Here is a 24,420-nt window from a genome sequence, read left to right as displayed (position 1 = left end):
TGGGGCTATGGCTGAGAACTCCTGGTCGCTCGGCCGCGCGCTGCGCGGCATGTTCGTGAAACCGACGATCGACGAGACGACGTGGGAAGACCTCGAGACGGCGCTTCTGACCGCCGATTTCGGCCCCGACATCACCGAGCGGATCATCGACGAACTGCACGAGAAGGTCGACCGCTACCGCACGACCGACCCACGCGACCTGCAGCGCATGCTGAAGGAGACGCTCGAAGAGCACTTCGCGAAGTTCGACACGACCCTCCGCCTCACGGAGCGGCCCGCGGTCGTCCTCGTCGTCGGAGTCAACGGCGTGGGCAAGACGACGACGATCGGCAAGTTCGCGAAGTTCCTCCAGCGCTATGGCCGCTCGGTCGTCGTCGGCGCCGCAGACACCTTCCGCGCGGCGGCCGTCGACCAGCTCGCGACGTGGGCCGAGCGCGGGGGAGCGACGATCGTGCGTCCCCAGCAGGCGGGTCAGGATCCGGCATCCGTCGCCTATCAGACCATCGACTACGCGAAGCAGTCGGGCACCGAGATCGTGCTCGTCGACACCGCCGGGCGCCTGCACACCAAGGGCGGACTCATGGACGAACTCACCAAGATCCGCCGCGTCATCGAGAAGCAGGCGCCGATCAGCGAGGTGCTGCTCGTCCTCGACGCGACGACCGGCCAGAACGGCGTCATGCAGGCCGAGGCGTTCCTCGAGCACGCGGGTGTCACCGGCCTCGTCATCACGAAGCTCGACGGGTCGGCCAAGGGCGGATTCGTCCTCGCCGTGCAGGAACGCACCGGCATCCCGGTCAAGCTCCTCGGCCAGGGCGAGGGCATCGGCGACCTCACCGGCTTCACTCCGCACGTGTTCGTCGAGGCGCTCGTCGGCTGAGTCGGGCCGCGTCGGTGGACGCGAACACGCCGGGGTGGTTGCATAGATCCATGGCGATCGAGCACGACTACTTCGGACTGCTGGAGTCGGGACCCGACGGATCGATCTTCTGGTCGGAGTCCGTCGACTTCGCGGACCAACGGGTGACCGTCGACCTCACCGCGCCCGACCAGGACGACGTGTCGCAAGATGCGCTCGACGTGGCCGCCGCGATGATCTCCTCGCTCGAACAGATCGACCTCACGGCGCGCAACGCGATGGTCTCGGAGCTCGACGACCGCACGAGCGAGGTGACCGAGTACCTGCTGCAGCAGCAGGAGCAGTTCGGCGAGGAGATCGCCGACCTTCTCGTCGACATCTCCGGCGACGTGCACATCGACATCATCCGGTCGCTGCAACTCGTGTCGATGACGATCCTCGCCGACGAACACGGCGGATCCGATCCGTTCGCCGTGCTCGAGTACGCCCTCGACGCGGATGCCGCCGACGACGTCCTCCTCGTGAACCTCACGAGCGACGGCAGCGTCCAGTCGGTGACGAGCGCCGAGTAGCCGCACCCCACACCCCACCCCTGCCGGGAGCGGGGGAGTCACACCGCCTGGGCGAACTCGGCGTCTCGCGCGAGGTGCGTCAGGTGTGCGGGGATCTCCCGGCCCTTCGAGAGCATCGACTGCGCCCACAGGCGCCCGGCCCGGTACGACGAGCGCACGAGGGGCCCCGCGAGGACGCCGAGGAACCCGATGCGCTCGGCCTGCTCTTTGAACTCGACGAACTCCTGCGGCTTCACCCAGCGCGCGACCGGCAGGTGGCGTGGTGTCGGCCGCAGATACTGCGTGATCGTCACGATGTCGGTGCCCGCATCGTGCAGGTCCTGCAGCGCCTGGACGACCTCTTCGGCCTCCTCGCCCATGCCGAGGATCAGGTTGGACTTCGTGATGAGCCCCGCAGCTCGCGCCTGTGTCAGCACGTCGAGCGAGCGCTCATAGCGGAACCCGGGGCGGATGCGCTTGAAGATCCGGGGAACCGTCTCGACGTTGTGGGCGAACACCTCGGGTCGCGCCGCGAAGACCTCGCCGAGAAGGGCCGGGTCTCCGTTGAAATCGGTGGCGAGAAGCTCGACGCCGGTCCCGGGGTTCATGGCATGGATCTGGCGGATCGTCTCTGCGTTCAGCCACGCGCCGCCGTCGGGGAGGTCATCGCGTGCGACGCACGTGACGGTCGCGTACCGCAGCTGCATGCGCCGGACGCTGTCGGCGACGCGGCGCGGCTCGTCCGTGTCGTACGCCGCGGGCTTGCCGGTGTCGATCTGGCAGAAGTCGCACCGCCGCGTGCACTGCGATCCGCCGATGAGGAACGTCGCCTCGCGGTCTTCCCAGCACTCGTAGATGTTGGGGCAGCCCGCCTCCTGGCAGACGGTGTGGAGCTCCTCGCCCTTCACGAGCGACTGCAGCGCCTGGTACTCCGGCCCCATCTTCGCTTTCGTGCGGATCCACTCGGGCTTCCGCTCGATGGGGGTCTGCGCGTTCCGCACCTCGAGGCGCAGAAGCTTCCGGCCTCCGGTATCGACGGAAGAGGATGCCGACGACGCGCCGCCCGTGCCGCAGGCGCTCATACGGCGACCGCCGCAGCGCCGGCGGGCACGGCCGAGGTCGCGAACGAGTCGCGGAACGCCTCCGCGACGGCATCGGCGAGGTCGGCGGGAGAGACGTCTCGGCCGAGCACCTCGCTGATTGTCGTGACCCCGGCATCCGCAATGCCGCAGGGGATGATCTGCGAGAAGGCGAGGAGGGAGTTGTCGCAGTTGAGCGCGAATCCGTGCATGGTCACGCCGCGCTGGACGCGCACGCCGATCGCCGCGATCTTGTCCTCCGACAGCATCCGCCGCACCCACACGCCGCTCCGACCCTCGACGCGGTATCCGTCGACGCCGACTTCGCGCAGCAGATCGATCAGGATGCCTTCGATCCGCCGCACATGGGCGACGACATCGACCGGCTCTGTGAGCCGCACGATCGGGTACCCGACGAGCTGGCCGGGCCCGTGCCAGGTGATCTTGCCTCCGCGGTCGACGTCGACGACGGGGGTGCCGTCGGTGGGGCGCTCGTCGGGCGTGGTGCGGGCGCCGGCGGTGAAGACCGGCTCGTGCTCGAGGAGCAGCAGGGTGTCGGGTCGCTCGCCCTGGACGACGCCGGCGTGCACCTCGCGCTGGAGCGCCCAGGCATCCGTATAGGGGACGTAGTCGGGCGCCAGGCCCACCGTGCGCACGTCGAGCATGACGCTCCTTCGGTGTCGAGTCGGGGTGAGAGTTACTGTACCGCGTCCAACAATACGCCCTCGCTACAGTGAAGGCATGAGCACCGGCCGGCCTCGCGCGACGTCGCGCGACACGATCGCCGAGGCGGCGAGCGAGCTGTTCCTCGAGCAGGGCTACGCCCAGACGACCGTCGCCGACATCACGCAGCGCGCCGGTGTCAGCCGTTCGAGCTTCTTCAACTACTTCTCCTCGAAGGCGGACGTCCTCTGGGCGGGGCTCGACGCACGCATCGAGACGCTCACCGACCGGCTGTCCGGCGGCGCCTCCGTCAGCGAGTCGCTGCAGGTGCTGGGGGATGCCTTCGCACCTGACAGCCTCGCACTGGCGCTCGTGCACGCCGAGGCGATGGGACTCGGCGACGAGCTCGTGCGCGAGGCTGGGGTCCGCCGCTCGCGGATCGCGTCCGCCGTCGCCGCGCGGCTGCGGCTGGACGGCGCCGCGGCGATCTCCGCCGAGGTCGCCGGCGCAGCCCACGCCGGTGCGGTGCTCGCCGCCATCGAGGCGTGGGCGCGCGCCGGCGCCGGACAGGCCCCTCTCGGCCCGCTGCTCGACGAGGCGCTGGACGCCGCGGCATCCACCCTGCCCTGACCCGCACCCGGACGCGTCGTGCAGGTCCGCCGACCGGCGCAGCCCTCCGCTCGGGAGGAACGGGTTCGGAGCCGGTGCGGCCGCGGTCGGCGCGATGAAGGTCGAGGTGCTCCCGTAGAATCGTCGCATCATGGCGACTTTCGGCACCCTCTCCGACCGGCTCACAGAGACCTTCAAGAACCTCCGCACCAAGGGCAAGCTCACGCCCGCGGACGTGGACGGCACCGTCCGTGAGATTCGGCGGGCGCTGTTGGATGCCGACGTCGCGCTGATCGTGGTCAAGGACTTCACCGCGAAGGTGCGCGAGCGCGCCCTGGGTGATGAGGTCAACAAGGCGCTCAACCCCGCGCAGCAGGTCGTGCAGATCGTCAACGAGGAGCTCGTCGCGATCCTCGGCGGCGAGCAGCGTCGGCTGCAGTTCGCGAAGACCGCGCCGACCGTCATCATGCTCGCGGGCCTGCAGGGTTCGGGTAAGACGACGTTCGCCGGCAAGCTCGCGAAGCAGCTCGAGAAGGACGGGCACACCCCGCTCCTCGTCGCCGCCGACCTGCAGCGTCCGAATGCCGTCAACCAGCTCCAGGTCGTCGCCCAGCAGGCGGGCGCCGCGATCTACGCCCCGGAGCCGGGGAACGGGGTCGGAAACCCCGTGCAGGTCGCCCGCGACGGCGTCGAGACGGCGCGCCGCCAGCAGCACGACGTCGTGATCATCGACACCGCCGGCCGCCTCGGTGTCGACGCGGAGCTCATGAAGCAGGCCTCCGACATCCGCAAGGCCACCGACCCCGACGAGGTGCTGTTCGTCATCGACGCGATGAGCGGACAGGATGCCGTGAACACGGCCAAGGCCTTCCAGGAGGGCGTCGACTTCACGGGCGTCGTGCTGTCGAAGCTCGACGGCGACTCCCGCGGCGGTGCGGCGCTGTCGGTCGCGTCCGTCACGGGCCGGCCGATCATCTTCGCGTCGACCGGCGAGAACCTCGACGACCTCGAAGCCTTCCACCCGGACCGCATGGCGAGCCGCATCCTCGACCTCGGTGACATCCTCACCCTCATCGAGCAGGCCCAGCAGGCGTTCGATGAGGAGGAGGCGCGGAAGGTCGCCGACAAGCTCGCCAACGAGCAGTTCACCCTCGAGGACTTCCTCGACCAGCTTCAGCAGATGAAGAAGATGGGGTCGATGAAGAAGATGCTCGGGATGCTTCCGGGCATGGGTCAGATGAAGCAGCAGCTCGAGAACTTCGACGAGAAGGAGATCGACCGCACCGAGGCGATCATCCGCTCGATGACGCCGGGGGAGCGCCGGAACCCCAAGGTCCTCAACGGCTCGCGGCGTCTGCGCATCGCGCGCGGCTCGGGCATGACGGTCACCGACGTCAACCAGCTCGTGCAGCGATTCGAGCAGGCCGCGAAGATGATGAAGACCGTCGCGCGCGGCGGGGTGCCCTCGGTGCCCGGCATGGGCTCGCTCGGCGGCAAGCCCGGCGCGTCCAGCAAGCGCGGCGCCAAGAAAAAGTCGTCGGGAGGATCGCGGTCGGGGAACCCCGCGAAGCGCGCGGCAGAGAACGCCGGCCTCGCCGCGGCCGCCACGACGACCGCTCCCGCCGGATCGGGCTTCGGGCTCGGTGCCGGCGGTGCCGGCGCGCAGCCGAGCGAGGCCGACCTCGCCGAGATCCAGAAGCTCTTCGGCAAGGGCTGAGCGGCAGGCATCCGGTCGCCGACGTGCGGCAGGCATCCGATCCCCGGATGAGCGAATGTCCCCGGATGCGCGGATGCCTCTTACGCGGGTACCGCGAGGTGCTCGCGCAGGCTCGGACCCTCGCGGAACTCGCGCATGAGGTGTTGGACGACGGCGCGGAGGTCTCCGTCCGACGCATCGGCGACGGCGAGCTGACGCTGATAGCTCGCACCTCGCGCGAGGATCGTCTCGAGACCGGCGAACTCGCGCGCGCAGTGGAGCTCCTCGGCGACCGGTCGGAGCGTCTCGATCGTCTCCTCGAGATGGTCGACGACGGCGCGCTCGGTGCCGTCGCGGTCGACGATCGCCCGGGCGTCGAGGCCGTAGCGCGCCGCGCGCCACTTGTTCTCGCGCACGAACCACGGCTGCAGGCGTTCGAGCGAGCCGCCCTCGTCGAGCACACGGGAGAAGTGCTCGACGAGCACCTGCACGAGTGAGGCCACCGCCGCGAGCTCGGGAAGCGTCGACATGCCGTCGCACGCGCGCACCTCGATCGTTCCCCAGTGCGGAGCGGGGCGGATGTCCCAGCGCACCTCCGTCGGATCGGCCATGACGCCGGTGCGCACCATGTCGTCGAGGAACGCCTCGTACTGCGCCCAGTCCTCGAGCGGCCAGGGGAGCCCCGCCGTCGGGAGCTGCTGGAACACGAGAGCCCTGTTCGACGCGTAGCCCGTGCGTTCGCCCGCCCAGAACGGGCTGGACGCCGACAGGGCCTGCAGGTGCGGGAGGTACGTCGAGAGTGCGCCGATGATGGGGAGCACCTTGTTCACGTCCTCGACACCGACATGCACGTGGATGCCCCAGATCATCATGTTCCGCCCCCACCACTGCGTCCGCTCGATGAGCGTGTGGTAGCGGGTCTTGTCGGTGACCTCCTGGTCGAACCACTGCGCGAAGGGATGACTGCCGGCGCACAGGAGCTCGATGCCGCTCGGGTTCGTGAGCTCGCGCACCTGCCCGATCGCGTCGGCGATGTCGTCGACGGCGGCGGCGACCGTGTCGCCCACGCCGCTCGTGACCTCGATCGTGTTGGTGAGGAGTTCGCCGGTGACCGTGTAGCGCTCGTGCTCCGTTCTCTCCTCGAGGTCGGGGAGGATGTCCGGGGCGCGGCCGACGAGGTCGCCGCTGTCGCGGTCGGCGAGCATGAGCTCCCACTCGATCCCCACGGAGGAGCGGGCGGAGGTCGCGAAGGGCACCGTCATGGCGTCAGTTTGACACGCGCGCGGCGCTGCGCCGCGCCGAGAGGCCGCCGGGTTCGCGGCATCCGTCACAATCTGGCAAAATGGACGGTTGGACCGCGTCGCTCGACCCTCTATCCGGCGAAGCCGGTCCACCGCAGAGCTTCCGCCGGGTGTGCACCCCACGCTCCAGGCGACGTTCATCACCTCACTCACACCATTCAGGAGAATTGTGGCTGTCAAGATCCGTCTCAAGCGCCTCGGCAAGATCCGCGCGCCCTACTACCGCATCGTCGTCGCCGACTCGCGCACCAAGCGCGACGGTCGCGTGATCGAGGAGATCGGCCAGTACCACCCCACCGAGGAGCCTTCGGTCATCAAGGTCGACTCCGACCGCGCGCAGTACTGGCTCTCCGTCGGCGCTCAGCCGACCGAGCAGGTCACCGCGCTGCTGAAGCTCACGGGCGACTGGGGCAAGTTCAAGGGCGACAAGAACGCCGTCTCGACCGTCAAGGTCGCGGGCGAGAAGGAAGAGTTCGTCGCCGACTCCGCCAAGAAGTCGGTCATCAAGCCGAAGGCGGAGAAGAAGGTCGAAGAGCCGGTCGCCGAGACCGCCGACGAGGCCGAGGCCCCCGCGGCCGACGCCGAGACCGAGTCCGAGTAATCCCGGTGCTGGCCGCCGCGCTCGAACACGTCGTCAAGGGGATCGTCGATCACCCGGACGACGTCGTCATCCGCTCGTCCACCTCGCCCCGCGGCGAGGTGCTCGAGGTGCGTGTGCACCCCGACGACCGGGGACGGGTGATCGGGCGCGGCGGGCGCACCGCGAAGGCGCTGCGCACCGTTGTGACCGCCCTCGCCGACGGCACGCGCGTGCGCGTCGACGTCGCGGACGACTGACGTGGCCGCCGCCGAACCCGCCCGCACCCAGTTGCGCGTCGGGCGCCTCGTCAAGGCGCACGGGCTCAAGGGCGCCCTCAAGCTCGAGCTGTACACCGACGACCCGGACGGGCGTTTCGTCCCCGGTGCCGTCTTCACCCTGCAGGTGCCGGCGTCGTCGCCGTGGCACGGCAAGACCGTCACGGTGCGCGAGTTCCGCTGGATGAACTCCCACCCCGTCGTCTTCTTCGACGACGTCGACGACCGTGACGGCGCGGAGTCACTGGTCCGCGCGATCCTCTGGATCGACCAAGACGACGACGCTCCGGCCGAAGAGGATGCCTGGTTCGATCACCAGCTCGTCGGCCTCGACGTCGTGCGCGACGGGAAGAGCGTCGGCCGCGTCATCCGCGTCGATCACTTCCCCGCACAGGACCTGTTGATCGTCCGCCCGTTCGGCGGCGACGGCGAGATCCTCGTCCCGTTCGTCGCGGCGATCGTCCCCGAGGTCGACGTCGAGCACGGACGCGTCGTCGTCACCCCGCCCGCGGGCCTGTTCGAGGAGCTGGCAGAGGACGAGACGGACGCTTCGGCGACCGTCGAGCCGGATGCCGGCGACGACCGCGACGTCGAGGGCGCCCCAGCGGAACCGTCCGAGGACTGACGTGCGCATCGACGTCGTCACGATCTTCCCGACCTTCTTCGACGTCCTCGAGGTGTCCCTCCTCGGCAAGGCGCGCGGCGCAGGACTTCTCGACGTGCGCGTGCACGACCTCCGCGATCACACCCACGACCGGCACCACACGGTCGACGACACACCGTACGGCGGCGGCGCCGGAATGGTCATGAAGCCCGAGCCGTGGGGCGAGGTGCTCGACGAGATCGCCTCCGCCGCCGCGGCGGACGGCATCCGCCCCGTGTTCGTCTTCCCCTCTCCTGCCGGCGAGGTCTTCACACAGGCGACGGCGCGGGAGCTGTCCGAGACGCCGCACCTGGTGTTCGGCTGCGGGCGCTACGAGGGCATCGACGAGCGGGTGTTCGACTACGCGCGGACGCTCGGCGAGGTACGCCTCGTGAGTCTCGGCGATTACGTCCTCAACGGGGGAGAGGTCGCGGCGATGGCGATGATCGAGGCGATCGGACGCCTCGTGCCGGGTGTCGTCGGAAACCCCGAGAGCCTCGTCGAGGAGTCGCACGAGGACGGGCTCCTGGAATACCCGTCGTACACCAAGCCGGCATCCTGGCGAGGGTACGACGTGCCGGACGTCCTCCTCAGCGGCCACCACGGCAAGGTGGCGCAGTGGCGCCACGACCAGCAGGTCGCCCGCACGCGCGAGCGTCGCCCCGACCTCCTGCGCTGACCGCCGCCCTCTCGCCGACACGGCACGCAGGTTCAGCGGACGCCGAGGAACGAGCGGTCGGTGAGGATGATCGGGCCGTCGGCGGTGATCGCGACGGTGTGCTCGGCGTGCGCGCCGCGCGAGCCGTCGACGCTCCGGAGCGTCCACCCATCGGGGTCGGTCACGAGCTCATCGGTGGTCTGCAGGAACCACGGCTCGAGCGCAACGACGAGGCCGGGGCGCAACGGGTACCCGCGGCCCGGCTTGCCGTCGTTGGGCACGTGCGGGTCGCCGTGCATCACACGCCCGACGCCGTGCCCGCCGAAGTCGGTGTTGATCGAATAGCCGTCGGCGTGGGCGACGGTTGCGATCGCGTGCGAGATGTCCCCGATGCGGTTCCCCGCCACGGCCGCGGCGATCGCGGCATCCAGTGCACGTTCGGTCGTGTCGATGAGCGCGAGGTCCTCGTCGCGCGGCGTGCCGACGACGAACGAGACCGCCGAATCGGCGACCCAGCCGTCGACCGACACCGCGAAGTCGAGCGAGACGAGGTCGCCGTCGCGGAGGGCGTAGTCGTGGGGGAGACCGTGCAGGACCGCATCGTTGATCGACGTGCAGATGACCTTGCCGAACGGGCTCGCGCCGAACGAGGGGTGGTAGTCGATGTAGCAGGACTCGGCGCCGGCCGCGCGGATCATGTCGTGCGCGCGCTTGTCGATCGTGAGGAGATTCGTCCCGACCTTCGTGTCGTCGCGGAGCGTTGCGAGCACCTCCGCCACGAATCGGCCCGCGGGCCGCATCGCTTCGATCTCGGCCGGGGTGCGCAGTTCGATCATCGTGATCCTTTCCTCAGGTTCCATTCTGGTGCGTCGGCGTACCATCGAGGACATGGGCCTGCGCAGAGCGTTCTATCGATGGATGATCCCCGGTGCGTTCGTGCTGCCGCTGTGGCTGTTCATCGGCTGGATCGTGTCGGGGGCGAGCGCGCTGTCGCTGCTGTGGGTGTTGATCTCGGCGCCGATCGTCTTCGTCGGCCAGCTCGTGCTGTCACTCCTCGTCCGCGCCCGCGGCACCGCGCGCGCCGAGCAGGCCGCCTCGTGGCAGGACGTATGGCTGATCGGCGGCTGGAACGTGCTCATCGTCACCCTCGGCTTCTTCTCGAACCCGTGGTGGTGGGGCCTGTTCGCCCTGACGATCGCGGTCGGGCTCGGGGCTCTGTGGAGCGTGCTCTGGCAGCTCTGGCAGGAGGCGGGGTCGCGCAGCGTCCTCCGCGCCTCGAACGGTGTCGGATACATTCCCGCGCAGGCGACCCCGCGGCAGGGCGCCACGCCCCAGGATGCCGAGGTCATCGTCGTCCGCGAGAAGAGCGATCCTCCGGCATCCTGACGGGCCGCCGCGCGTCGGGCGCACGTTTTGGTCGGAGTGCCCCCGGCATGGCAGAATGGTTGATCGTGCCCTGACCAGGCTCTGCCTCAGGGGAGTACGGTGCCGGCATCCGACACCTCGGGCACACACCACTTTTCCCAACTCATCTCGCGATCGACCTGTGGCGGTCGCAGGAAGTGACGATCATGCAGATCCTCGACTCCGTCGACGCGGCATCGCTCCGCAGCGACATCCCCTCCTTCGGCCCCGGTGACACCGTCAAGGTGCACGTGAACATCACCGAAGGAAGCCGTTCGCGCGTCCAGGTGTTCCAGGGTGTCGTCATCGGCCGTTCGGGCGATGGCGTCCGCGAGACCTTTACGGTCCGCAAGATCAGCTTCCAGGTCGGCGTCGAGCGCACCTTCCCGGTGCACTCCCCGGTGATCGACCACATCGAGGTCGTCACTCGCGGTGACGTGCGCCGCGCGAAGCTGTACTACCTCCGCGAGCTCCGCGGCAAGAAGGCCAAGATCAAGGAGAAGCGCGACAACTGACGCGCTCATCCGAAGGCCCCGGGACGGTTCGCTCCGCCCGGGGCCTTCGTCGTTCCCGGGCGCGCTCGGCGGCGCGGCGTCGTGCGGAACTGCGGCGCGAGTGTGGGATTCTTGAGGGGGCGCGTGACGACTCGCGGCGCGCCGGCGAGAAGGACGTGCATGAGCTCGGAGAACCTGGCCTCCCCGTCGGCGGGGGTGCCCGACACGGGCCTGCGCCCTCGGCCGCGTCGGCGGCGGGGATTCTGGCCGCTCGTGCGGGACGTCCTCGTGATCATCGTCGTGGCCGTGCTCGTCTCGTTCGTGATCAAGACGTTCTTCGTGCGCTCCTTCTACATCCCCTCCGGGTCGATGGAGCAGACCCTCCTCGTGAAGGATCGCATCCTCGTCGACGAGATCACGCCGCGCTTCTCGGGATACGAGCGCGGCGATGTGGTCGTCTTCCGCGACCCGGGCGGCTGGCTGCCGGTCAGCCCGAAGGTCGATCGCGCGCCGGTCGCCGAGGCGTTCGACTGGCTGCTGTCGCTCGTGGGGCTCACCTCGCCCGACAGCGACGAGCACCTCATCAAGCGGATCATCGGGGTGGGCGGGGACCACGTCGTGTGCTGCAACGCGCTCGGCCAGGTGACGGTCAACGGCACCCCCATCGACGAGACGGCCTACCTCAACCTGCCGGACGGCCGGAGCGCGCCCGAGCCGGTGCCCTACGACGTGACGGTGCCCGAGGGGTCGCTGTGGGTCCTGGGTGACAATCGCGACCGCTCGCAGGACTCCCGCTATCACACGGAGCAGCCCTCGCAGGGCTTCGTACCCCTGGAGAACGTCGTGGGACGCGCCTTCCTGATCACGTGGCCGCTGAACCGCTTCGGTCCGATCGACTTCCACCACGACGTCTTCGCCGGCGTGCCGGAGGGGACGGCGCCGTGACCGTCGTCGCTCCGCGTCTGACCGTCGAAAGACGGCTGCTGCGCGAGCACGCCGTCGTCATCGCCTGCGACGAGGTCGGGCGCGGCGCGCTGGCGGGACCCGTCGCGGTCGGCGCGGTGGCGATGGATGCCGCGGGCGCCCGCCGCCGCGTCCCCGACGGCCTGCGCGACTCCAAGCTCGTCGCCGAGCATCGTCGCCCCGCCGTCGCGGAGCGCGCCGCCGCGTGGGTCGGCGCCTCGGCGATCGGATGGTCGAGTGCCGCCGAGATCGACCAGGTCGGCATCATCCGAGCACTCGGACTGGCGGCACTGCGGGCGATCGCGGACCTCCGCGCCGCGGGCGTCGTCCCGGAAGAGGCGATCGTGATCCTCGACGGCAACCACGACTACATCACGCCCGCGGGCGGCACAGATCTCCGGGTCCAGCCGATCGTCAAGGCCGATCGCGATTGCGCATCGGCAGCCGCCGCCTCGGTCCTCGCCAAGGTGGCGCGCGACGCGGTCATGGTGTCCCTCCACGACGAGGAACCGGTCTACCAGTGGGCGCGTAACAAGGGCTACGCCAGCGCCGAGCACCGCGCCGCGATCCGCTCGGTCGGGCTCAGTACACACCATCGTGCGTCGTGGGCGATCGCCGACGCCCCGACGCTCTTCTGACGGGCATCCCGCCCACGAGGACGCGCCTAGACTGGACGCACCATGGATGACGAAGTCTTCGAGGATTACGATCGCGAGCTCGAGCTGGCTCTGTACAAGGAGTACCGCGACGTCGTGTCGCAGTTCGCCTATGTCATCGAGACCGAGCGGCGGTTCTACCTCGCCAACGACGTCAACGTCGTGCGGCGCGACACCGAGCACGACTTCTACTTCGAGATCTCGATGACGGACGTCTGGGTGTGGGACATCTACCGCGCCGACCGCTTCGTGAAGTCGGTCCGCGTCCTCACGTTCAAGGACGTCAACGTCGAAGAGCTACCGCGCCGCGACTTCCAGCTTCCCGAAGAGCTCTCGCTCGACTCCTGACGCGCGCCGCGCGGTGAGTTCATCGACCTCTCCACAACCGGCCTCTTTCCGGATCTCTCCACCGATGCGCTGATCTGTCCTCCACGCTCGCGCGCGGCCGGGCACGCTTGCGCGCATGGCTGAAAAGGACATCCGCGGGCGCGCGGGCGAAGAACGGGCGGCGCGGCACCTGCGCGACGCGGGCTACGAGGTGCTCGACCGCAACTGGCGGTGCCGCCAGGGGGAACTCGACATCGTGGCGGCTCGCGGGCGAGACCTCGTCGTCGTCGAGGTGAAAACCCGGCGCAGCGACGGTTTCGGGCATCCCTTCGAGGCGATCGACGCCCGCAAACGCGACCGGCTGTGGCGCTTGACGTGCGCGTGGGCGGCGGCGCACCCGGAGGCCGCCCGGCATCGACGTCTGCGCATCGACGTGATCGGCATCATCGGTGAGGACCCTCGGACGGCCGTTCTCGAGCACCTCGAGGACCTCCGATGAGCGCGACGGGAACCGTGGCCCGCACGTGGGGCGTCGTCCTCACCGGCCTCCAGGGCGATCTCGTCGAGGTGGAGGCCGATCTCTCTCATCAGACTCCGGGGTTCTCGATCATCGGTCTCGCCGACAAGGCGATCGGCGAGGCCCATCAGCGCGTGTTCAATGCGTGCGCCAACAGCGAGCTCCCACTGTCGCGACGGAAGCTCACGGTGAACCTCTCGCCGGCCAGCCTCCCCAAGCACGGTTCGGGGCTCGATCTCGCGATCGCGGTCGCAGCCCTCGCGACCGAGGCGCCGATGGATCCCGCCTCTCTGCTGGCGACGGCGCATCTGGGCGAACTCGGGCTCGACGGCCGCGTGCGACCGGTGCCGGGCGTCCTTCCGGCCGTCGCGGCAGCCGTGCGCGCCGGCATCCGTCGCGTCATCGTCCCGCACGCGAACGCCGACGAGGCAGCCCTCGTCCCCGGCGTCGAGGTCGTCGGCGCCGTCACGTTGCGCGACGCGGTGCGCCGCCACGGGATCGACCTCGACGCCATCGACGTCGCGCCGGTTCCGCTGGCTGCCGCCGAGCCCGTCGCGGACGCGTCGATCCCCGACCTGCACGACGTGATCGGACAGCGGGATGCCGTCGACGCGCTCGTCCTCGCGGCGGCGGGCGGACACCATGTGCTCATGAGCGGGCCGCCGGGGGCCGGCAAGACGATGCTGGCGCGGCGCCTTCCCGGCATCCTCCCGGATCTCGGTGACGACGACGCGGTGCAGACGGCGTCGCTTCGCTCACTGGCGGGACTGCCGGTGCACACGCTGGAGCGCACGCCGCCGTTCGAAGCGCCGCATCATTCGGCGTCCGTGGCGTCTCTGATCGGGGGTGGAAGCCGCACCGTGCGGCCGGGGGCGATCGCGCGCGCGAGCGGCGGCGTCCTCTTCCTCGATGAAGCCGGTGAATTCGCCGGCTCCGCGCTCGACGCCCTCCGGCAGCCGCTCGAGTCCGGCAGCATCGAGATCCATCGCGCCGGGTTCCGCGCGGTGTTCCCCGCGCGGTTCCAGCTGGTGCTGGCGACGAACCCGTGCCCGTGCGGAAACTACGGTGTGCCGCGGGCGGAGTGCCGGTGTCCGTCGCTTGCGATCCGGCGCTACCTGGGCAAGCTCTCCGGACCGCTGCTGGATCGCATCGACATCGAACTGTCGCTGCAGCGCGTGGCCGTCGCGCGGATGCGGGCGGGGGACGAGTCGCGGGTCTCGAGCGCCGAGGCGCGCGGGTTGGTGGTCGCTGCCCGTGCGCGCGCCGTGCACCGCCTCGCAGACACTCCCTGGCGTACGAACGCCGAAGTCGCGGGCACGTGGCTGCGCGACGGCCCGCTCGCTCCCGCGCCCGAGATCCGACGACCGCTCGACGACGCTCTGCAGCGGGGCGCGCTGACGTTGCGCGGCTATGACAGGGTGCTGCGAGTCGCGTGGACGACCGCCGACCTCGCCGGACGCGATCGCCTCACGGTCGAGGACATCGGCCGTGCGCTCTACCTGAAGAGGGGGACCCGCGCATGAGCGGACTGGACCTGCGCCCCGAGCGGGCCCGTGGCGAGCTCGCGGCGCTCGTGGATGCCGCGGACGACGACGATCTCGTGATCGCGTACGCCCGCGCCGCATGGAGCGCGCTCGTCGAACCGGGCGACCGCGTGGCGGGAGCGCTCGTCGAGGCATTCGGACCCGTGCGCGCGCTGGAGATCGCGCTGTCCGGCGACGGAAGAAGCGGCGACGAATCCGTCGCCGGCCTCGCCCCCGGGGAACTCGCGAAGGGATGCGCACGGTGGCGGCCGCGTCGGGGCGACATCGACGATGCGCTCGCGCGCGGCCGACGCGCCGGGTCGCGCCTCATCACGCCGGAAGACGCGGACTGGCCGACGCCGGTGAACGATCTGGGTCCGTATGCGCCGCTCTGCCTGTGGGTTCGTGGGGAGCCACGGCACCTCGCGGGCGCCCCGTCCCTCTCGATCGTCGGGGCGCGCGCATCGACCGCGTACGGCGAGACCGTCGCCGCGGAACTCGGTGCCGAGTGCGCCGTTGCAGGCATCACGGTGGTCTCCGGCGCGGCGTACGGGATCGACGGCGCGGCCCATCGCGCCGCCCTGTCCGCGGACGGAGCGACGGTCGCGATCATGGCGGGCGGCGTCGACCGGGCGTACCCCGTCGGGCACATCGAGCTTCTGGACGCGATCGTCGACCGCGGGGCGATCATCTCCGAGACTCCATGCGGGACGGCACCCACCAAGCACCGATTCCTCTCGCGCAACCGCGTCATCGCAGCCCTCGGGGACGCGACGGTGGTCGTCGAGGCGGGGTGGCGCAGCGGTTCGCAGAACACCGCCCACCACGCTCAGGCGATCGGTCGCCCCGTCGGGGTGGTTCCAGGCCCCGTGACGAGCGCCGCCTCGATGGGGTGCCACAGGCTCCTTCAAGAAGGTGATGCGATCTGCATCACCGGCATCGCGGATGTGCGCGACTACCTCGGTGTCGGCGGTGTCGGCGGTGTCGGCGGTGCGGGAGGGGTCGGCGGCGCGGGAACGAACGCCGCCGCCGGCGCCGGGGCTGCGGCATCCGAGCGCACCGACGATCGCACACGCGTGCTCGATGCGCTCAGCAGCCGCTCGGCGCGTGTCGTCGACGACATCGCACGACGCGCCGGCCTCGCGGTCGATGAGGCGGCGGGGATTCTCGGACTCCTTGCGCTCGAGGGGAGCGCGCAGCGGCGCCCGACCGGGTGGGTGCAGGCGAAGCCGGGCGCGGCGACACTCTGGTGACCTCGCCCCACCTCGGTTCGGAGCGCGCCATGCTGGACGGATGAGACTGGCCGCTGCCGCCGAGGCGTACGGCGAGCACCTCACCCGGGTGCGGCGCCTGTCGCCGGCGACCGTCCGCGCCTACGGGGCGGATCTGCGCGATCTCGCGGCGGCGACGGCCGACCCGCCCGTTGTCGACATCGACCTCGACATGCTCCGTGACTGGCTGTGGCGCGCGACCGAGCGAGGCGACGCGCGGGCGACGATCGCGCGGCGCGCGGCCTCGACGCGGGGCTTCTTCGCGTGGCTCGTCGACGAGGGCGTGCTCGCCGTCGACCCGAGCCTGCGCCTTGTCGCCCCCAAGCGCGGACGCTCCCTGCCCGCTGTCGCGACCCCTGCCGCACTCGACGGCGTGCTCGCGGCCGCTGCCGATCGTGCCGGCGAAGGCGACCCCGTCGCGCTCCGCGACGCCGCCGTGCTCGAACTGCTCTACGCCGCGGCGCTCCGCGTCGCGGAGCTCTGCGGCGCCGACGTCGACGACCTCGATCGGAATCGACACACCATCCGCGTCGTGGGCAAGGGTTCGAAAGAGCGCGTGGTGCCCTACGGAGCACCCGCGGCGGCGGCGCTCGACGCGTACCTCGTGCGCGGGCGCCCCGCACTCGTCGCGCGTGGGGAGGGGAGCGCCGCCCTCTTCCTCGGCGTCCGCGGCGGCAGGCTCGGCACGCGCGCCGCCTACGACATCGTCTCGCGCGCGGTCGCGCCCGCGATCGGCGCGGAGACCGTGGGTCCCCACGCCCTCCGCCATTCCGCGGCCACCCACCTCCTCGACGGCGGCGCCGACCTGCGGAGTGTCCAAGAGCTCCTGGGACACGCGAGCCTCGGTACCACCCAGATCTACACCCACGTCTCCGCGGAGAAGCTCACCGCCGCCTACCGGCTCGCGCACCCTCGGGCGTGAGCTGCGACGGTCACCGGTAGCCTGGGCGGACGACCCGTCACACCCGTCCCCGCATCGCCCATGTCTTCATCGGGACCTGTGCTCTCGCGGTCCTTCTCGCGGGCTGCACGGGCGCGGCGGAACCGGCGTTCACGGCGCAGCCGCCCGCGACCGCTCCGGCGACGCCCGTCCCCGTGCCGACCGTCACGGGCGACGCCGCCGACGTCGACCCCGCGTGCGTCGGCGGTGTCGCGCGCCTCACCGGGTCGGACCTCGACCTCACCCTCGCCGGAACCTGCCCGCGCGTCGAGATCAGCGGCACCGACCTCGACGTTACCCTCCGCGCCGCCACGTACGACGAGGTGGTCGTCCGGGGCGACCGGAACGACGTCGAAGCCGTGTCGGTCTCGGCCCTGTCGATCGAGGGCACCGAGAACGAGTGGGACGGTCAGGGTGCCGGATCGCTCGCGATCAGCGGCGACCGCAACGAGCTCGACTTCGACGGCACCGTCGGCGCCATCGCCGTCGCCGGGAACGACAACGAGGTCGAGGCCGCGGTGCTCGGCGCGATCGACGACGCGGGCGACCGGAACCGGTTCGAGACGCGCTGACCCGGTGCGCGCGCGGCGCCTCAGCAGCAGGGGAGGAGCACGGCGCGCGGGACCTCGCCGAACAGGAGCATGGGGTTGATGTACGCGCCGTGCTCGCGCACGCCGAAGTGCGCCGAGCCCGGCGGCGTGTGCCCGCCGGCATCCACCGTCCCGACGGTCTGAGCCGCCGTCACGGCCGCCCCGACCGGCACGAGCGCACGGACCGGCTCGAGCGTCGTGACCAGACCCGCGCCGTGGTCGATCGTCACGAGCGGGCGCCCGGCGACCGACCCCGCGAAGGCCACGACGCCCGCGGCCGGGCTCGCGATCTCCGTCCCGAGTGCCGCCCGCAGGTCGATGCCACGGTGTCCGGGACTGTACTCGTGGGCGGGCGCGGCGAATCCCGCCGTCACCTCCGCCGGCGAGACCGGCCACACCCAGTCGTCGAGTGTCACGTGCGGCGCCGGGGGATCGGCGGCAGGCGCGCCGGCGGTGGCGGCCGTCGCTGCGGCGCTCGGCGCGCCGACGAGGGATGCCGCGAGGAGAAGCGCCGCAGAGGCGGCTGCGAGCCGGCCGCGGGAGAGGGCGTGAGTGTGGGGCATCCGTCCACTCTCGCGGCCAGGATCCGCCCGCGGGGCGCCCACCGTGCGATCTGTGGATGATGCCGGAAAACAGCACGCGGGGGAGGAGTCGATGAGCCCGCCGCCGGACCGCTCGGGCGGACGCGTGCTGATACACTGGATGAGCACCTCGCACGTCGAGGTGACTACGCGTGCCCAGAGCGCAGGTCGAGTTCCACTCGACCGCGTGGCATCCACACCCAGAGGTCTCCCCGCTCCGGCGGCGGGCGGGTGTGCGCCGGGCGCCAGGAGCATCGGCCGACCGGCCGAGCGAACAACCCAGAACAAAGGAGAACGGCCATGGCCGTCGTCACGATCCGCCAGCTGCTCGACAGCGGCGTCCACTTCGGGCACCAGACCCGCCGGTGGAACCCGAAGGTGAAGCGCTTCATCCTCACGGAGCGCTCCGGCATCCACATCATCGACCTGCAGCAGTCGCTCGGGTACATCGACAAGGCGTACGAGTACGTCCGCGAGACGGTCGCCCATGGCGGCACGATCCTCTTCGTCGGCACCAAGAAGCAGGCGCAGGAAGTCATCGCCGAGCAGGCCACCCGCGTCGGCCAGCCCTACGTCAACCAGCGCTGGCTCGGCGGTCTCCTCACGAACTTCTCGACCGTCTCCAAGCGCCTCGCGCGCATGAAGGAGCTCGAGGAGCTCGACTTCGACAACCCCGCCGACTCGGGCTTCACCAAGAAGGAGCTCCTCCTCAAGAAGCGCGAGCTCGACAAGCTGCACAAGTCGCTCGGCGGCATCCGCAACCTCCAGAAGACGCCGTCGGCGCTGTGGGTCGTCGACGCCAAGCGCGAGCACCTCGCGATCGACGAGGCCAAGAAGCTGGGCATCCCCGTGATCGGCATCCTCGACACGAACGCCGACCCCGACGAGTTCCAGTACCCGATCCCCGGCAACGACGACGCGATCCGCTCGGTGGGCCTGCTCACCCGCATCATCGCCGACGCCGCCGCCGAGGGCCTCATCCAGCGCCACCAGCCGACCGACGAGTCGGCCGACGCCGAGCCCCTCGCCGACTGGGAGCGCGAGCTCCTCGAGGCGCCCGTCGTCACCGACGTCGCCGAGGTCGAGACCATCGCGACCGAGTCGGCCGCCGATGAGGCCGGCGCCGAGGCGAAGGCCGAGGGCGACGCCGCCGCCGTCGCGGCGGACGCCACCGCCGAGTAAGGCACCGAGCAACACCCTGTCGCCGCGGCGGAGCCGTGCGTCCGCGCACCGGCTCCGCCGCGGCACACCCCCCGTACGACATCCGGATCCGACCGAGGGTCCACAACAGGAGGAGTCGCCACTCATGGCAAACTTCACGATCGCCGACATCAAGGCGCTGCGCGAGCAGCTCGGCACGGGCATGGTCGACACCAAGAAGGCCCTCGAGGAGGCCGACGGCGACCTCGAGAAGGCCGTCGAGATCCTGCGCCTGAAGGGCGCCAAGGGCAACGCCAAGCGCGCCGACCGCTCGACCAGCGAGGGCCTCGTCGCCGCCGCCGAGCACGGTGACAAGGTCACCATCATCGAGCTCAACACCGAGACCGACTTCGTCGCGAAGAACGAGCGTTTCATCGCGCTGGCCGACAAGGTCCTCGAGGCCGCCTCGGCCGTCGACGCGAACTCGGTCGAGGAGGCCCTCGCGGCCCCCGCCGGCTCGCAGACGGTCGCCGAGCTCATCTCTGACGAGGCCGCGATCATCGGCGAGAAGGTCGAGCTCCGTCGTGTGCGCACGCTCTCGGGCGACAAGTTCGAGGTGTACCTGCACAAGACCAGCAAGGACCTGCCCCCGCAGGTCGGCGTGGTGCTCGCCTACGTCGGTGACGACGCCGAGACCGCGCGCTCGATCGCGCAGCACATCTCGTTCGCGAACCCGACCTACCTCGCCCGCGAAGAGGTCCCTGAGGACGAGGTCGAGAAGGAGCGTCAGATCGTCACCGAGATCTCGCGCAACGAGGGCAAGCCCGAGGCCGCCCTGCCGAAGATCGTCGAGGGCCGTGTCAACGCGTTCTTCAAGCAGGTCGCCCTGCTCGACCAGGACTACGCGAAGGACAACAAGGTGTCCGTCGCCAAGGTCGCGAGCGACGCGGGCATCACGCTCGAGGACTTCGCCCGTTTCAAGGTCGGCGCGTAACAGCGCGAGGGGGTCCGCATTCTCACCGGATGCGGACCCCTTTTCCGTGCCTGCTTTTCGATAGTCTGCATCCCGACGAGAGGACCCTCCGTGATCGATGAGAACACCGGACGCCGCCGCGTCCTGCTGAAGCTGTCCGGCGAAGCGTTCGGGGGTGGTCAACTCGGCGTGAACCCGGATGTGGTCGGCCAGATCGCCCGCGAGATCGCGGCCGCGGTCGACCGCGTGGAAGTGGCGATCGTCGTCGGCGGCGGCAACTTCTTCCGCGGAGCGGAGCTCAGCCAGCGCGGTATGGACCGGGGACGAGCCGACTACATGGGCATGCTCGGAACCGTCATGAACGCGCTCGCCCTGCAGGACTTCCTCGAGCAGGCGGGGGCGGCGACCCGCGTGCAGTCGGCGATCTCGATGACCCAGGTGGCCGAACCTTACATCCCACGCCGTGCGGAGCGGCACATGGAGAAGGGCCGCGTCGTGATCTTCGGCGCCGGTGCCGGGCTCCCGTACTTCTCGACCGACACTGTCGCCGCGCAGCGCGCGCTCGAGATCGGCGCCGACGAGGTGCTCGTCGCGAAGAACGGCGTCGACGGGGTCTACACGGCCGACCCGAAGAAGGATGCCTCGGCCACCAAGATCGACACCATCACTTATCAGGATGCCTTGCAGCGCGGCCTCAAGGTCGTCGACTCGACGGCGTTCAGCCTCTGCATGGACAACGGCATCGACATGCGCGTGTTCGGCATGGAACCCGAGGGGAACGTCACGCGCGCACTGCTGGGCGAGCCGATCGGGACGCTGGTCTCCGTCTGAGAGGCCGCCGCGGTGCCGCTGCCCCCCGCCTCCCCGGCGCGGCGAGCGGCCCGCACTAGAATCGTGAACTGACGCAACAACGAATGGAGTGACCGTGATCGCCGAGACTCTGGCAGACACGTCCGGGCGCATGGACCGCGCCGTCGAAGCCGCGAAGGACGACTTCGCCACCGTGCGCACGGGGCGCGCGAACCCCGCGCTCTTCCAGAAGGTCCTGGTGGACTACTACGGCACCCCGACGCCGCTCGCGCAGCTCGCCTCGCTCAACACTCCCGAAGCGCGCAGCCTCGTCGTCACGCCGTACGACAAGTCGGCGCTGAAGGCGATCGAGCAGGCGATCCGCGACATCCCGAACCTCGGCGTGAACCCCACGAACGACGGCAACATCGTGCGCGTGACCATGCCCGAGCTCACGGCGGAGCGCCGCAAGGAGTACGTCAAGCTCGTGCGCAGCAAGGGCGAAGACGCGAAGGTGCACCTGCGCGGCATCCGTCGCAAGGCGAAGGACGAGCTCGATGCGCTCAAGAGCGAGGTCGGCGAAGACGAGCTCGTGCGTGCGGAGAAGGAGCTCGACGCGATCACGCGCTCGCACGTCGACGAGATCGACGAGGCGCTCAAACGCAAAGAGGCAGAGCTCCTCGAGGTCTGAGCGATGACCGACCCCTCCGGCGAACCACCCACGGATGCGCCGCACTCGCGCGCGGCAGCGCGGCGGGCGGCGGAGAACGCGTCGGCCTTCCACGACCACGTGCGGGCCGCGCGCAGCGAGTTCGAGCACCAGATCGATCGCGCGCGCGCCGACTTCGAGCAGGTGAACGACCGGATCAACGAGCGCACCGGTCGCAACCTGCTGATGGCGATCGCGATCGGTCTCGTGGTCGGCGGCGGCGTCCTGGCGATGCTCCTGTTCCTGCCGTGGGGCTTCATGATCTTCGCGATCGCGGTGTGTCTGCTCGGCGTGTTCGAGTTCGCGCGCGCCCTGCAGACGTCCGGTCGGCGCATCGACATCGCCCCGCAGCTGGGCGCCGGTGCGGTCATCATGCTCGCCGCATCCTTCCTCGACGGGTGGACCCTCTGGGTGCTGGTGTTCGCGGGTGTCGCGTTCATCCTGATCTGGCGTCTTCTGGCGCAGATGGTCGCTTCCGACGGTCGGCGCGCCGACGACGTGCTCTCCGACGTGCTCGTGTCGGGCTTCGTGCCGATCTACGTGCCCTTCCTCGCGTCGCTCGCTCTCGTCGTGCTGAGCCGCGAGCAGGGCCAGCTGTGGGTGCTCGGCATGATCATCGCCGTCGTGGCGGTCGACACGGGCGCCTACGCGAGCGGACTCGCGTTCGGCTCGCACCCGATGGCCCCGCGCATCAGCCCGAAGAAGACGTGGGAGGGGTTTGCCGGAGGCGCCCTCGCCGCGCTTCTCGTCGGCATCCTCTACGGCATGTTCGTGCTGCACCTGCCGTGGTGGGCGGGGGCGATCAGCGGCCTCGTCTTCCTGGGGTGCGCCACCGTCGGCGACCTCGGCGAGTCGATGATCAAGCGCGACCTGGGCATCAAGGACATGAGTTCGTGGCTCCCCGGGCACGGCGGCGTGCTCGATCGGCTCGATTCGCTGCTGCCCTCCGCCGCGGGCGCGCTCGCGCTGTACCTGCTGTTCTTCCCCCTGACCGTCTCCTGATCCGGATGATGCATGACTGACGAGACCACGACCGAGGCGACGCCGTTCCCCCGGACCTCGGGCCGCCGCAAGGGGTACCGCCCGGAGGACGTCGACGACTTCCTCGCACGGGCGCGCGCAGCGTTCGAGGCGTCGCCGGGTGACGAAGAGCTCGACGCCGAGGCCGTCCGCACCGTGGCGTTCCCGCTCGTCCGCCGCGGCTACCAGATCGCGGCGGTCGATGCTGCCCTCGGGCGCATCGAGGACGCGTTCGCCGCGCGCGAGCGCGAGTACGCGCTCTCTCGCGCGGGGGCGCGCTCGTGGGTGGGTCAGTCGCGCAAGCTCGCGCAGGAGGTGCTGGACCGCCTCACCCGGCCCGAGGGCAAGCGATTCCGGAGAGTGGGGATGCTCCGCTTCGGCTACCGGATCGACGAGGTCGACCTCGTCGCGGACAAGATCGCCCGGTTCCTCGAGGAGGGGGAGCCCGTCACCGTCGAGCAGGTGCGCAGCGTCGCCTTCCGCATGCAGCGGCGCGGCTACAGCGAGACGCAGGTGGATGCCGTACTCGACGCCGTCGTGAAGGTCATGCTCGCGGTGGTCTGAGCCGCCGCGGCCCGATAGACTCGCAGAACTGTGACATCAGACGCTGAGCTGCATCCGACGGCCGAACGCGAGATCTCGCCGCGTTCCGTCGCCGTCGCGCGCCCGGCGGCCGCGCCGCCCGCACGGTGGTCGCGGCGCCGTGGCGTGATGAGCGTGTTCGCCATCTTCGCGGTCGCCGGATTCGGCGCCGCCTATGTCGGGCCGCTCAGCGCCGTCACTCCCCAGGCCGAGGCCGCGCAGCCCATCTCCGTGTCGCTGTACGCGCACACGCGGCCCGATGCCCAGGCTTTCTCGGCCGAGACGGGCGGCGACGCCGCGCTCGACCGGGGTGGCATGGTCTACACCGTGTACGTCGCGCCGAAGCCCACGCCGACCCCGACGCCCACCGAGACCGTCGCGGGGGAGAGCGCTTCGAGCGAACGCGTCTCCTGGGCGCCGCCGTTCGTGAATCCCGATCCCGGGTCGGCGCAGTCGGTCGCCTACTCGATGGTGCAGGCCAACGGCTGGGGCGACGATGAGTTCGCGTGCCTCGTGGCGCTGTGGAGCAAGGAGTCCGGCTGGCGCGTGAACGCGTACAACGCCGGCAGCGGTGCCTACGGCATCCCTCAGGCGCTTCCCGGTAACAAGATGGCCTCTGCGGGCGCCGACTGGGAGACGAACCCGGCTACTCAGATCGCGTGGGGCCTGGGGTACATCAGCGGCCGCTACGGCACCCCGTGCGGCGCGTGGGGGCACTCGCAGGCCAAGGGCTGGTACTGACCGCATGCCACGCCGTGGGAGGCGTCGTCCGGACCCCGACGACACCTCGTTCGATCGCCTCCTCGCCGGGTGGAAGCGCACCGAGGTGCGGCGCGGTGTGACCTGGACCGTGCAGCCGGTCAGCGGCGCGCAGGCGCAGAAGACCTACACCTGTCCCGGGTGCGGGCGCGCAGTCGACCCCGGCGTCGCGCATCTGGTGGCCTGGCGCGCAGACGGCGTTCTGGGTGACGAGGCCGATCTGGCCGCGCGCCGGCATTGGCACACGAGCTGCTGGAGGATCAGCTGA

The 24,420-nt window shown here is 70.4% G+C and carries 31 protein-coding genes; 26 read left to right on the top strand and 5 right to left on the bottom strand.

The window, feature by feature from the left end:
- The first annotated feature begins 7 nt into the window (after positions 1-7).
- Entirely contained in the window at positions 8-880 is an 873-nt protein-coding gene (ftsY, locus tag AC3ENQ_RS01410) for a signal recognition particle-docking protein FtsY (protein WP_431800976.1), read from the top strand.
- A gap of 50 nt (positions 881-930) precedes the next feature.
- Positions 931-1,431, top strand: a complete 501-nt coding sequence (locus AC3ENQ_RS01405; protein ID WP_431800974.1) for a DUF2004 domain-containing protein — start codon at positions 931-933, stop codon at positions 1,429-1,431.
- 38 nt (positions 1,432-1,469) lie between these two features.
- Here AC3ENQ_RS01405 and lipA read toward each other — a convergent pair whose 3' ends face one another.
- Positions 1,470-2,492: a lipoyl synthase gene (gene lipA / locus AC3ENQ_RS01400; protein ID WP_431800972.1), complete on the bottom strand. Its 1,023-nt coding sequence runs from the start codon at positions 2,490-2,492 to the stop codon at positions 1,470-1,472.
- Positions 2,489-3,154 carry a lipoyl(octanoyl) transferase LipB gene (gene lipB, locus AC3ENQ_RS01395; protein ID WP_431800971.1) on the bottom strand — a complete coding sequence of 222 codons (666 nt, stop codon included), beginning with the start codon at positions 3,152-3,154 and terminating at the stop codon, positions 2,489-2,491. Before lipB ends, lipA begins: the two co-directional genes overlap by 4 nt.
- Positions 3,155-3,230: 76 nt before the next feature.
- On the opposite strand from lipB, the gene AC3ENQ_RS01390 reads away from it, so the two are divergent.
- Positions 3,231-3,782 carry a TetR/AcrR family transcriptional regulator gene (locus AC3ENQ_RS01390; RefSeq protein WP_431800969.1) on the top strand — a complete coding sequence of 184 codons (552 nt, stop codon included), beginning with the start codon at positions 3,231-3,233 and terminating at the stop codon, positions 3,780-3,782.
- 130 nt (positions 3,783-3,912) lie between these two features.
- Positions 3,913-5,478, top strand: a complete 1,566-nt coding sequence (gene ffh / locus AC3ENQ_RS01385; protein ID WP_431800967.1) for a signal recognition particle protein — start codon at positions 3,913-3,915, stop codon at positions 5,476-5,478.
- 80 nt (positions 5,479-5,558) lie between these two features.
- On the opposite strand, the gene AC3ENQ_RS01380 is transcribed toward ffh, so the two are convergent.
- Positions 5,559-6,719: a glutamate--cysteine ligase gene (locus AC3ENQ_RS01380; RefSeq protein WP_431800965.1), complete on the bottom strand. Its 1,161-nt coding sequence runs from the start codon at positions 6,717-6,719 to the stop codon at positions 5,559-5,561.
- A gap of 208 nt (positions 6,720-6,927) precedes the next feature.
- Here AC3ENQ_RS01380 and rpsP point away from each other — a divergent pair, with 208 nt between their 5' ends.
- From rpsP to trmD, 4 genes are read left to right on the top strand one after another with little or no spacing between them, the layout of a single operon-like run.
- The gene (rpsP, locus tag AC3ENQ_RS01375; protein WP_431800963.1) at positions 6,928-7,359 is read left to right on the top strand and encodes a 30S ribosomal protein S16; all 432 of its coding nucleotides are present in this window, start codon (positions 6,928-6,930) and stop codon (positions 7,357-7,359) included.
- Between the two features lie 5 nt (positions 7,360-7,364).
- Positions 7,365-7,595 (top strand): RNA-binding protein, encoded by a 231-nt coding sequence (locus AC3ENQ_RS01370; RefSeq protein WP_431800962.1) that lies wholly within the window; start codon positions 7,365-7,367, stop codon positions 7,593-7,595.
- Between the two features lies 1 nt (position 7,596).
- Entirely contained in the window at positions 7,597-8,238 is a 642-nt protein-coding gene (gene rimM / locus AC3ENQ_RS01365) for a ribosome maturation factor RimM (protein WP_431800960.1), read from the top strand.
- 1 nt (position 8,239) lies between these two features.
- Positions 8,240-8,935: a tRNA (guanosine(37)-N1)-methyltransferase TrmD gene (gene trmD / locus AC3ENQ_RS01360; protein ID WP_431800958.1), complete on the top strand. Its 696-nt coding sequence runs from the start codon at positions 8,240-8,242 to the stop codon at positions 8,933-8,935.
- A gap of 32 nt (positions 8,936-8,967) precedes the next feature.
- Here trmD and map read toward each other — a convergent pair whose 3' ends face one another.
- A complete protein-coding gene (map, locus tag AC3ENQ_RS01355; protein ID WP_431800956.1) occupies positions 8,968-9,750 on the bottom strand; it encodes a type I methionyl aminopeptidase in 783 nt (260 codons plus the stop codon).
- A 52-nt stretch (positions 9,751-9,802) separates the two neighbouring features.
- Between map and AC3ENQ_RS01350 the strand changes: the two genes are divergently transcribed.
- The 10 genes from AC3ENQ_RS01350 (at position 9,803) to AC3ENQ_RS01305 (ending at position 17,581) form a co-directional block, all read left to right on the top strand.
- Positions 9,803-10,300, top strand: a complete 498-nt coding sequence (locus AC3ENQ_RS01350) for an MFS transporter permease (RefSeq protein ID WP_431800954.1) — start codon at positions 9,803-9,805, stop codon at positions 10,298-10,300.
- A 185-nt stretch (positions 10,301-10,485) separates the two neighbouring features.
- Positions 10,486-10,833 (top strand): 50S ribosomal protein L19, encoded by a 348-nt coding sequence (rplS, locus tag AC3ENQ_RS01345; RefSeq protein WP_431800952.1) that lies wholly within the window; start codon positions 10,486-10,488, stop codon positions 10,831-10,833.
- 159 nt (positions 10,834-10,992) lie between these two features.
- Positions 10,993-11,757 carry a signal peptidase I gene (gene lepB, locus AC3ENQ_RS01340; protein WP_431800950.1) on the top strand — a complete coding sequence of 255 codons (765 nt, stop codon included), beginning with the start codon at positions 10,993-10,995 and terminating at the stop codon, positions 11,755-11,757.
- Entirely contained in the window at positions 11,754-12,413 is a 660-nt protein-coding gene (gene rnhB / locus AC3ENQ_RS01335; RefSeq protein WP_431800948.1) for a ribonuclease HII, read from the top strand. The genes lepB and rnhB overlap by 4 nt, the downstream gene beginning before the upstream one ends.
- Positions 12,414-12,455: 42 nt before the next feature.
- Positions 12,456-12,779, top strand: a complete 324-nt coding sequence (locus AC3ENQ_RS01330) for a DUF2469 family protein (protein ID WP_431800946.1) — start codon at positions 12,456-12,458, stop codon at positions 12,777-12,779.
- Between the two features lie 115 nt (positions 12,780-12,894).
- Positions 12,895-13,257: a YraN family protein gene (locus AC3ENQ_RS01325; protein WP_431800944.1), complete on the top strand. Its 363-nt coding sequence runs from the start codon at positions 12,895-12,897 to the stop codon at positions 13,255-13,257.
- The gene (locus AC3ENQ_RS01320) at positions 13,254-14,798 is read left to right on the top strand and encodes a YifB family Mg chelatase-like AAA ATPase (RefSeq protein WP_431800942.1); all 1,545 of its coding nucleotides are present in this window, start codon (positions 13,254-13,256) and stop codon (positions 14,796-14,798) included. Before AC3ENQ_RS01325 ends, AC3ENQ_RS01320 begins: the two co-directional genes overlap by 4 nt.
- A complete protein-coding gene (dprA, locus tag AC3ENQ_RS01315) occupies positions 14,795-16,051 on the top strand; it encodes a DNA-processing protein DprA (RefSeq protein ID WP_431800940.1) in 1,257 nt (418 codons plus the stop codon). The genes AC3ENQ_RS01320 and dprA overlap by 4 nt, the downstream gene beginning before the upstream one ends.
- Positions 16,052-16,091: 40 nt before the next feature.
- Entirely contained in the window at positions 16,092-16,991 is a 900-nt protein-coding gene (locus tag AC3ENQ_RS01310; protein ID WP_431800938.1) for a tyrosine-type recombinase/integrase, read from the top strand.
- A gap of 173 nt (positions 16,992-17,164) precedes the next feature.
- Entirely contained in the window at positions 17,165-17,581 is a 417-nt protein-coding gene (locus AC3ENQ_RS01305; RefSeq protein WP_431800936.1) for a DUF3060 domain-containing protein, read from the top strand.
- Positions 17,582-17,601: 20 nt separating this feature from the next.
- Here AC3ENQ_RS01305 and AC3ENQ_RS01300 read toward each other — a convergent pair whose 3' ends face one another.
- Positions 17,602-18,162, bottom strand: a complete 561-nt coding sequence (locus AC3ENQ_RS01300) for a murein hydrolase activator EnvC family protein (protein ID WP_431800934.1) — start codon at positions 18,160-18,162, stop codon at positions 17,602-17,604.
- Between the two features lie 318 nt (positions 18,163-18,480).
- Between AC3ENQ_RS01300 and rpsB the strand changes: the two genes are divergently transcribed.
- The 8 genes from rpsB to AC3ENQ_RS01260 all read left to right on the top strand — a co-directional run bounded on the left by rpsB (position 18,481) and on the right by AC3ENQ_RS01260 (position 24,420).
- Positions 18,481-19,362 (top strand): 30S ribosomal protein S2, encoded by an 882-nt coding sequence (gene rpsB / locus AC3ENQ_RS01295; RefSeq protein WP_431800932.1) that lies wholly within the window; start codon positions 18,481-18,483, stop codon positions 19,360-19,362.
- 124 nt (positions 19,363-19,486) lie between these two features.
- Positions 19,487-20,314, top strand: coding sequence for a translation elongation factor Ts (tsf, locus tag AC3ENQ_RS01290; protein ID WP_431800930.1), 828 nt, complete (start codon positions 19,487-19,489; stop codon positions 20,312-20,314).
- A gap of 90 nt (positions 20,315-20,404) precedes the next feature.
- A complete protein-coding gene (gene pyrH, locus AC3ENQ_RS01285; RefSeq protein ID WP_431800928.1) occupies positions 20,405-21,124 on the top strand; it encodes a UMP kinase in 720 nt (239 codons plus the stop codon).
- Between the two features lie 94 nt (positions 21,125-21,218).
- Entirely contained in the window at positions 21,219-21,773 is a 555-nt protein-coding gene (frr, locus tag AC3ENQ_RS01280; RefSeq protein ID WP_431800926.1) for a ribosome recycling factor, read from the top strand.
- Between the two features lie 3 nt (positions 21,774-21,776).
- Positions 21,777-22,793 carry a phosphatidate cytidylyltransferase gene (locus AC3ENQ_RS01275; RefSeq protein WP_431800924.1) on the top strand — a complete coding sequence of 339 codons (1,017 nt, stop codon included), beginning with the start codon at positions 21,777-21,779 and terminating at the stop codon, positions 22,791-22,793.
- 12 nt (positions 22,794-22,805) lie between these two features.
- Complete coding sequence (locus AC3ENQ_RS01270) at positions 22,806-23,375, top strand: DivIVA domain-containing protein (RefSeq protein ID WP_431800922.1); 570 nt, start codon at positions 22,806-22,808, stop codon at positions 23,373-23,375.
- Between the two features lie 30 nt (positions 23,376-23,405).
- The gene (locus tag AC3ENQ_RS01265) at positions 23,406-24,134 is read left to right on the top strand and encodes an aggregation-promoting factor C-terminal-like domain-containing protein (RefSeq protein WP_431800920.1); all 729 of its coding nucleotides are present in this window, start codon (positions 23,406-23,408) and stop codon (positions 24,132-24,134) included.
- A gap of 4 nt (positions 24,135-24,138) precedes the next feature.
- Complete coding sequence (locus tag AC3ENQ_RS01260) at positions 24,139-24,420, top strand: hypothetical protein (RefSeq protein WP_431800918.1); 282 nt, start codon at positions 24,139-24,141, stop codon at positions 24,418-24,420.

It is taken from the genome of Microbacterium sp. bgisy203 (assembly GCF_057706945.1).
This window is presented reverse-complemented; position numbering and strand designations above follow the sequence as displayed.

Excerpts from the sequence above, each read along its gene's own strand:
- ftsY (WP_431800976.1), top strand. The coding sequence starts at position 8 with ATGGCTGAGAACTCCTGGTCGCTCGGCCGCGCGCTGCGCGGCATGTTC.
- AC3ENQ_RS01405 (WP_431800974.1), top strand. The coding sequence starts at position 931 with ATGGCGATCGAGCACGACTACTTCGGACTGCTGGAGTCGGGACCCGAC.
- lipA (WP_431800972.1), bottom strand. The coding sequence starts at position 2,492 with ATGAGCGCCTGCGGCACGGGCGGCGCGTCGTCGGCATCCTCTTCCGTC.
- lipB (WP_431800971.1), bottom strand. The coding sequence starts at position 3,154 with ATGCTCGACGTGCGCACGGTGGGCCTGGCGCCCGACTACGTCCCCTAT.
- AC3ENQ_RS01390 (WP_431800969.1), top strand. The coding sequence starts at position 3,231 with ATGAGCACCGGCCGGCCTCGCGCGACGTCGCGCGACACGATCGCCGAG.
- ffh (WP_431800967.1), top strand. The coding sequence starts at position 3,913 with ATGGCGACTTTCGGCACCCTCTCCGACCGGCTCACAGAGACCTTCAAG.
- AC3ENQ_RS01380 (WP_431800965.1), bottom strand. The coding sequence starts at position 6,719 with ATGACGGTGCCCTTCGCGACCTCCGCCCGCTCCTCCGTGGGGATCGAG.
- map (WP_431800956.1), bottom strand. The coding sequence starts at position 9,750 with ATGATCGAACTGCGCACCCCGGCCGAGATCGAAGCGATGCGGCCCGCG.
- AC3ENQ_RS01350 (WP_431800954.1), top strand. The coding sequence starts at position 9,803 with ATGGGCCTGCGCAGAGCGTTCTATCGATGGATGATCCCCGGTGCGTTC.
- rplS (WP_431800952.1), top strand. The coding sequence starts at position 10,486 with ATGCAGATCCTCGACTCCGTCGACGCGGCATCGCTCCGCAGCGACATC.
- lepB (WP_431800950.1), top strand. The coding sequence starts at position 10,993 with ATGAGCTCGGAGAACCTGGCCTCCCCGTCGGCGGGGGTGCCCGACACG.
- AC3ENQ_RS01330 (WP_431800946.1), top strand. The coding sequence starts at position 12,456 with ATGGATGACGAAGTCTTCGAGGATTACGATCGCGAGCTCGAGCTGGCT.
- AC3ENQ_RS01325 (WP_431800944.1), top strand. The coding sequence starts at position 12,895 with ATGGCTGAAAAGGACATCCGCGGGCGCGCGGGCGAAGAACGGGCGGCG.
- AC3ENQ_RS01320 (WP_431800942.1), top strand. The coding sequence starts at position 13,254 with ATGAGCGCGACGGGAACCGTGGCCCGCACGTGGGGCGTCGTCCTCACC.
- dprA (WP_431800940.1), top strand. The coding sequence starts at position 14,795 with ATGAGCGGACTGGACCTGCGCCCCGAGCGGGCCCGTGGCGAGCTCGCG.
- AC3ENQ_RS01310 (WP_431800938.1), top strand. The coding sequence starts at position 16,092 with ATGAGACTGGCCGCTGCCGCCGAGGCGTACGGCGAGCACCTCACCCGG.
- AC3ENQ_RS01300 (WP_431800934.1), bottom strand. The coding sequence starts at position 18,162 with ATGCCCCACACTCACGCCCTCTCCCGCGGCCGGCTCGCAGCCGCCTCT.
- rpsB (WP_431800932.1), top strand. The coding sequence starts at position 18,481 with ATGGCCGTCGTCACGATCCGCCAGCTGCTCGACAGCGGCGTCCACTTC.
- tsf (WP_431800930.1), top strand. The coding sequence starts at position 19,487 with ATGGCAAACTTCACGATCGCCGACATCAAGGCGCTGCGCGAGCAGCTC.
- AC3ENQ_RS01275 (WP_431800924.1), top strand. The coding sequence starts at position 21,777 with ATGACCGACCCCTCCGGCGAACCACCCACGGATGCGCCGCACTCGCGC.
- AC3ENQ_RS01270 (WP_431800922.1), top strand. The coding sequence starts at position 22,806 with ATGACTGACGAGACCACGACCGAGGCGACGCCGTTCCCCCGGACCTCG.
- AC3ENQ_RS01260 (WP_431800918.1), top strand. The coding sequence starts at position 24,139 with ATGCCACGCCGTGGGAGGCGTCGTCCGGACCCCGACGACACCTCGTTC.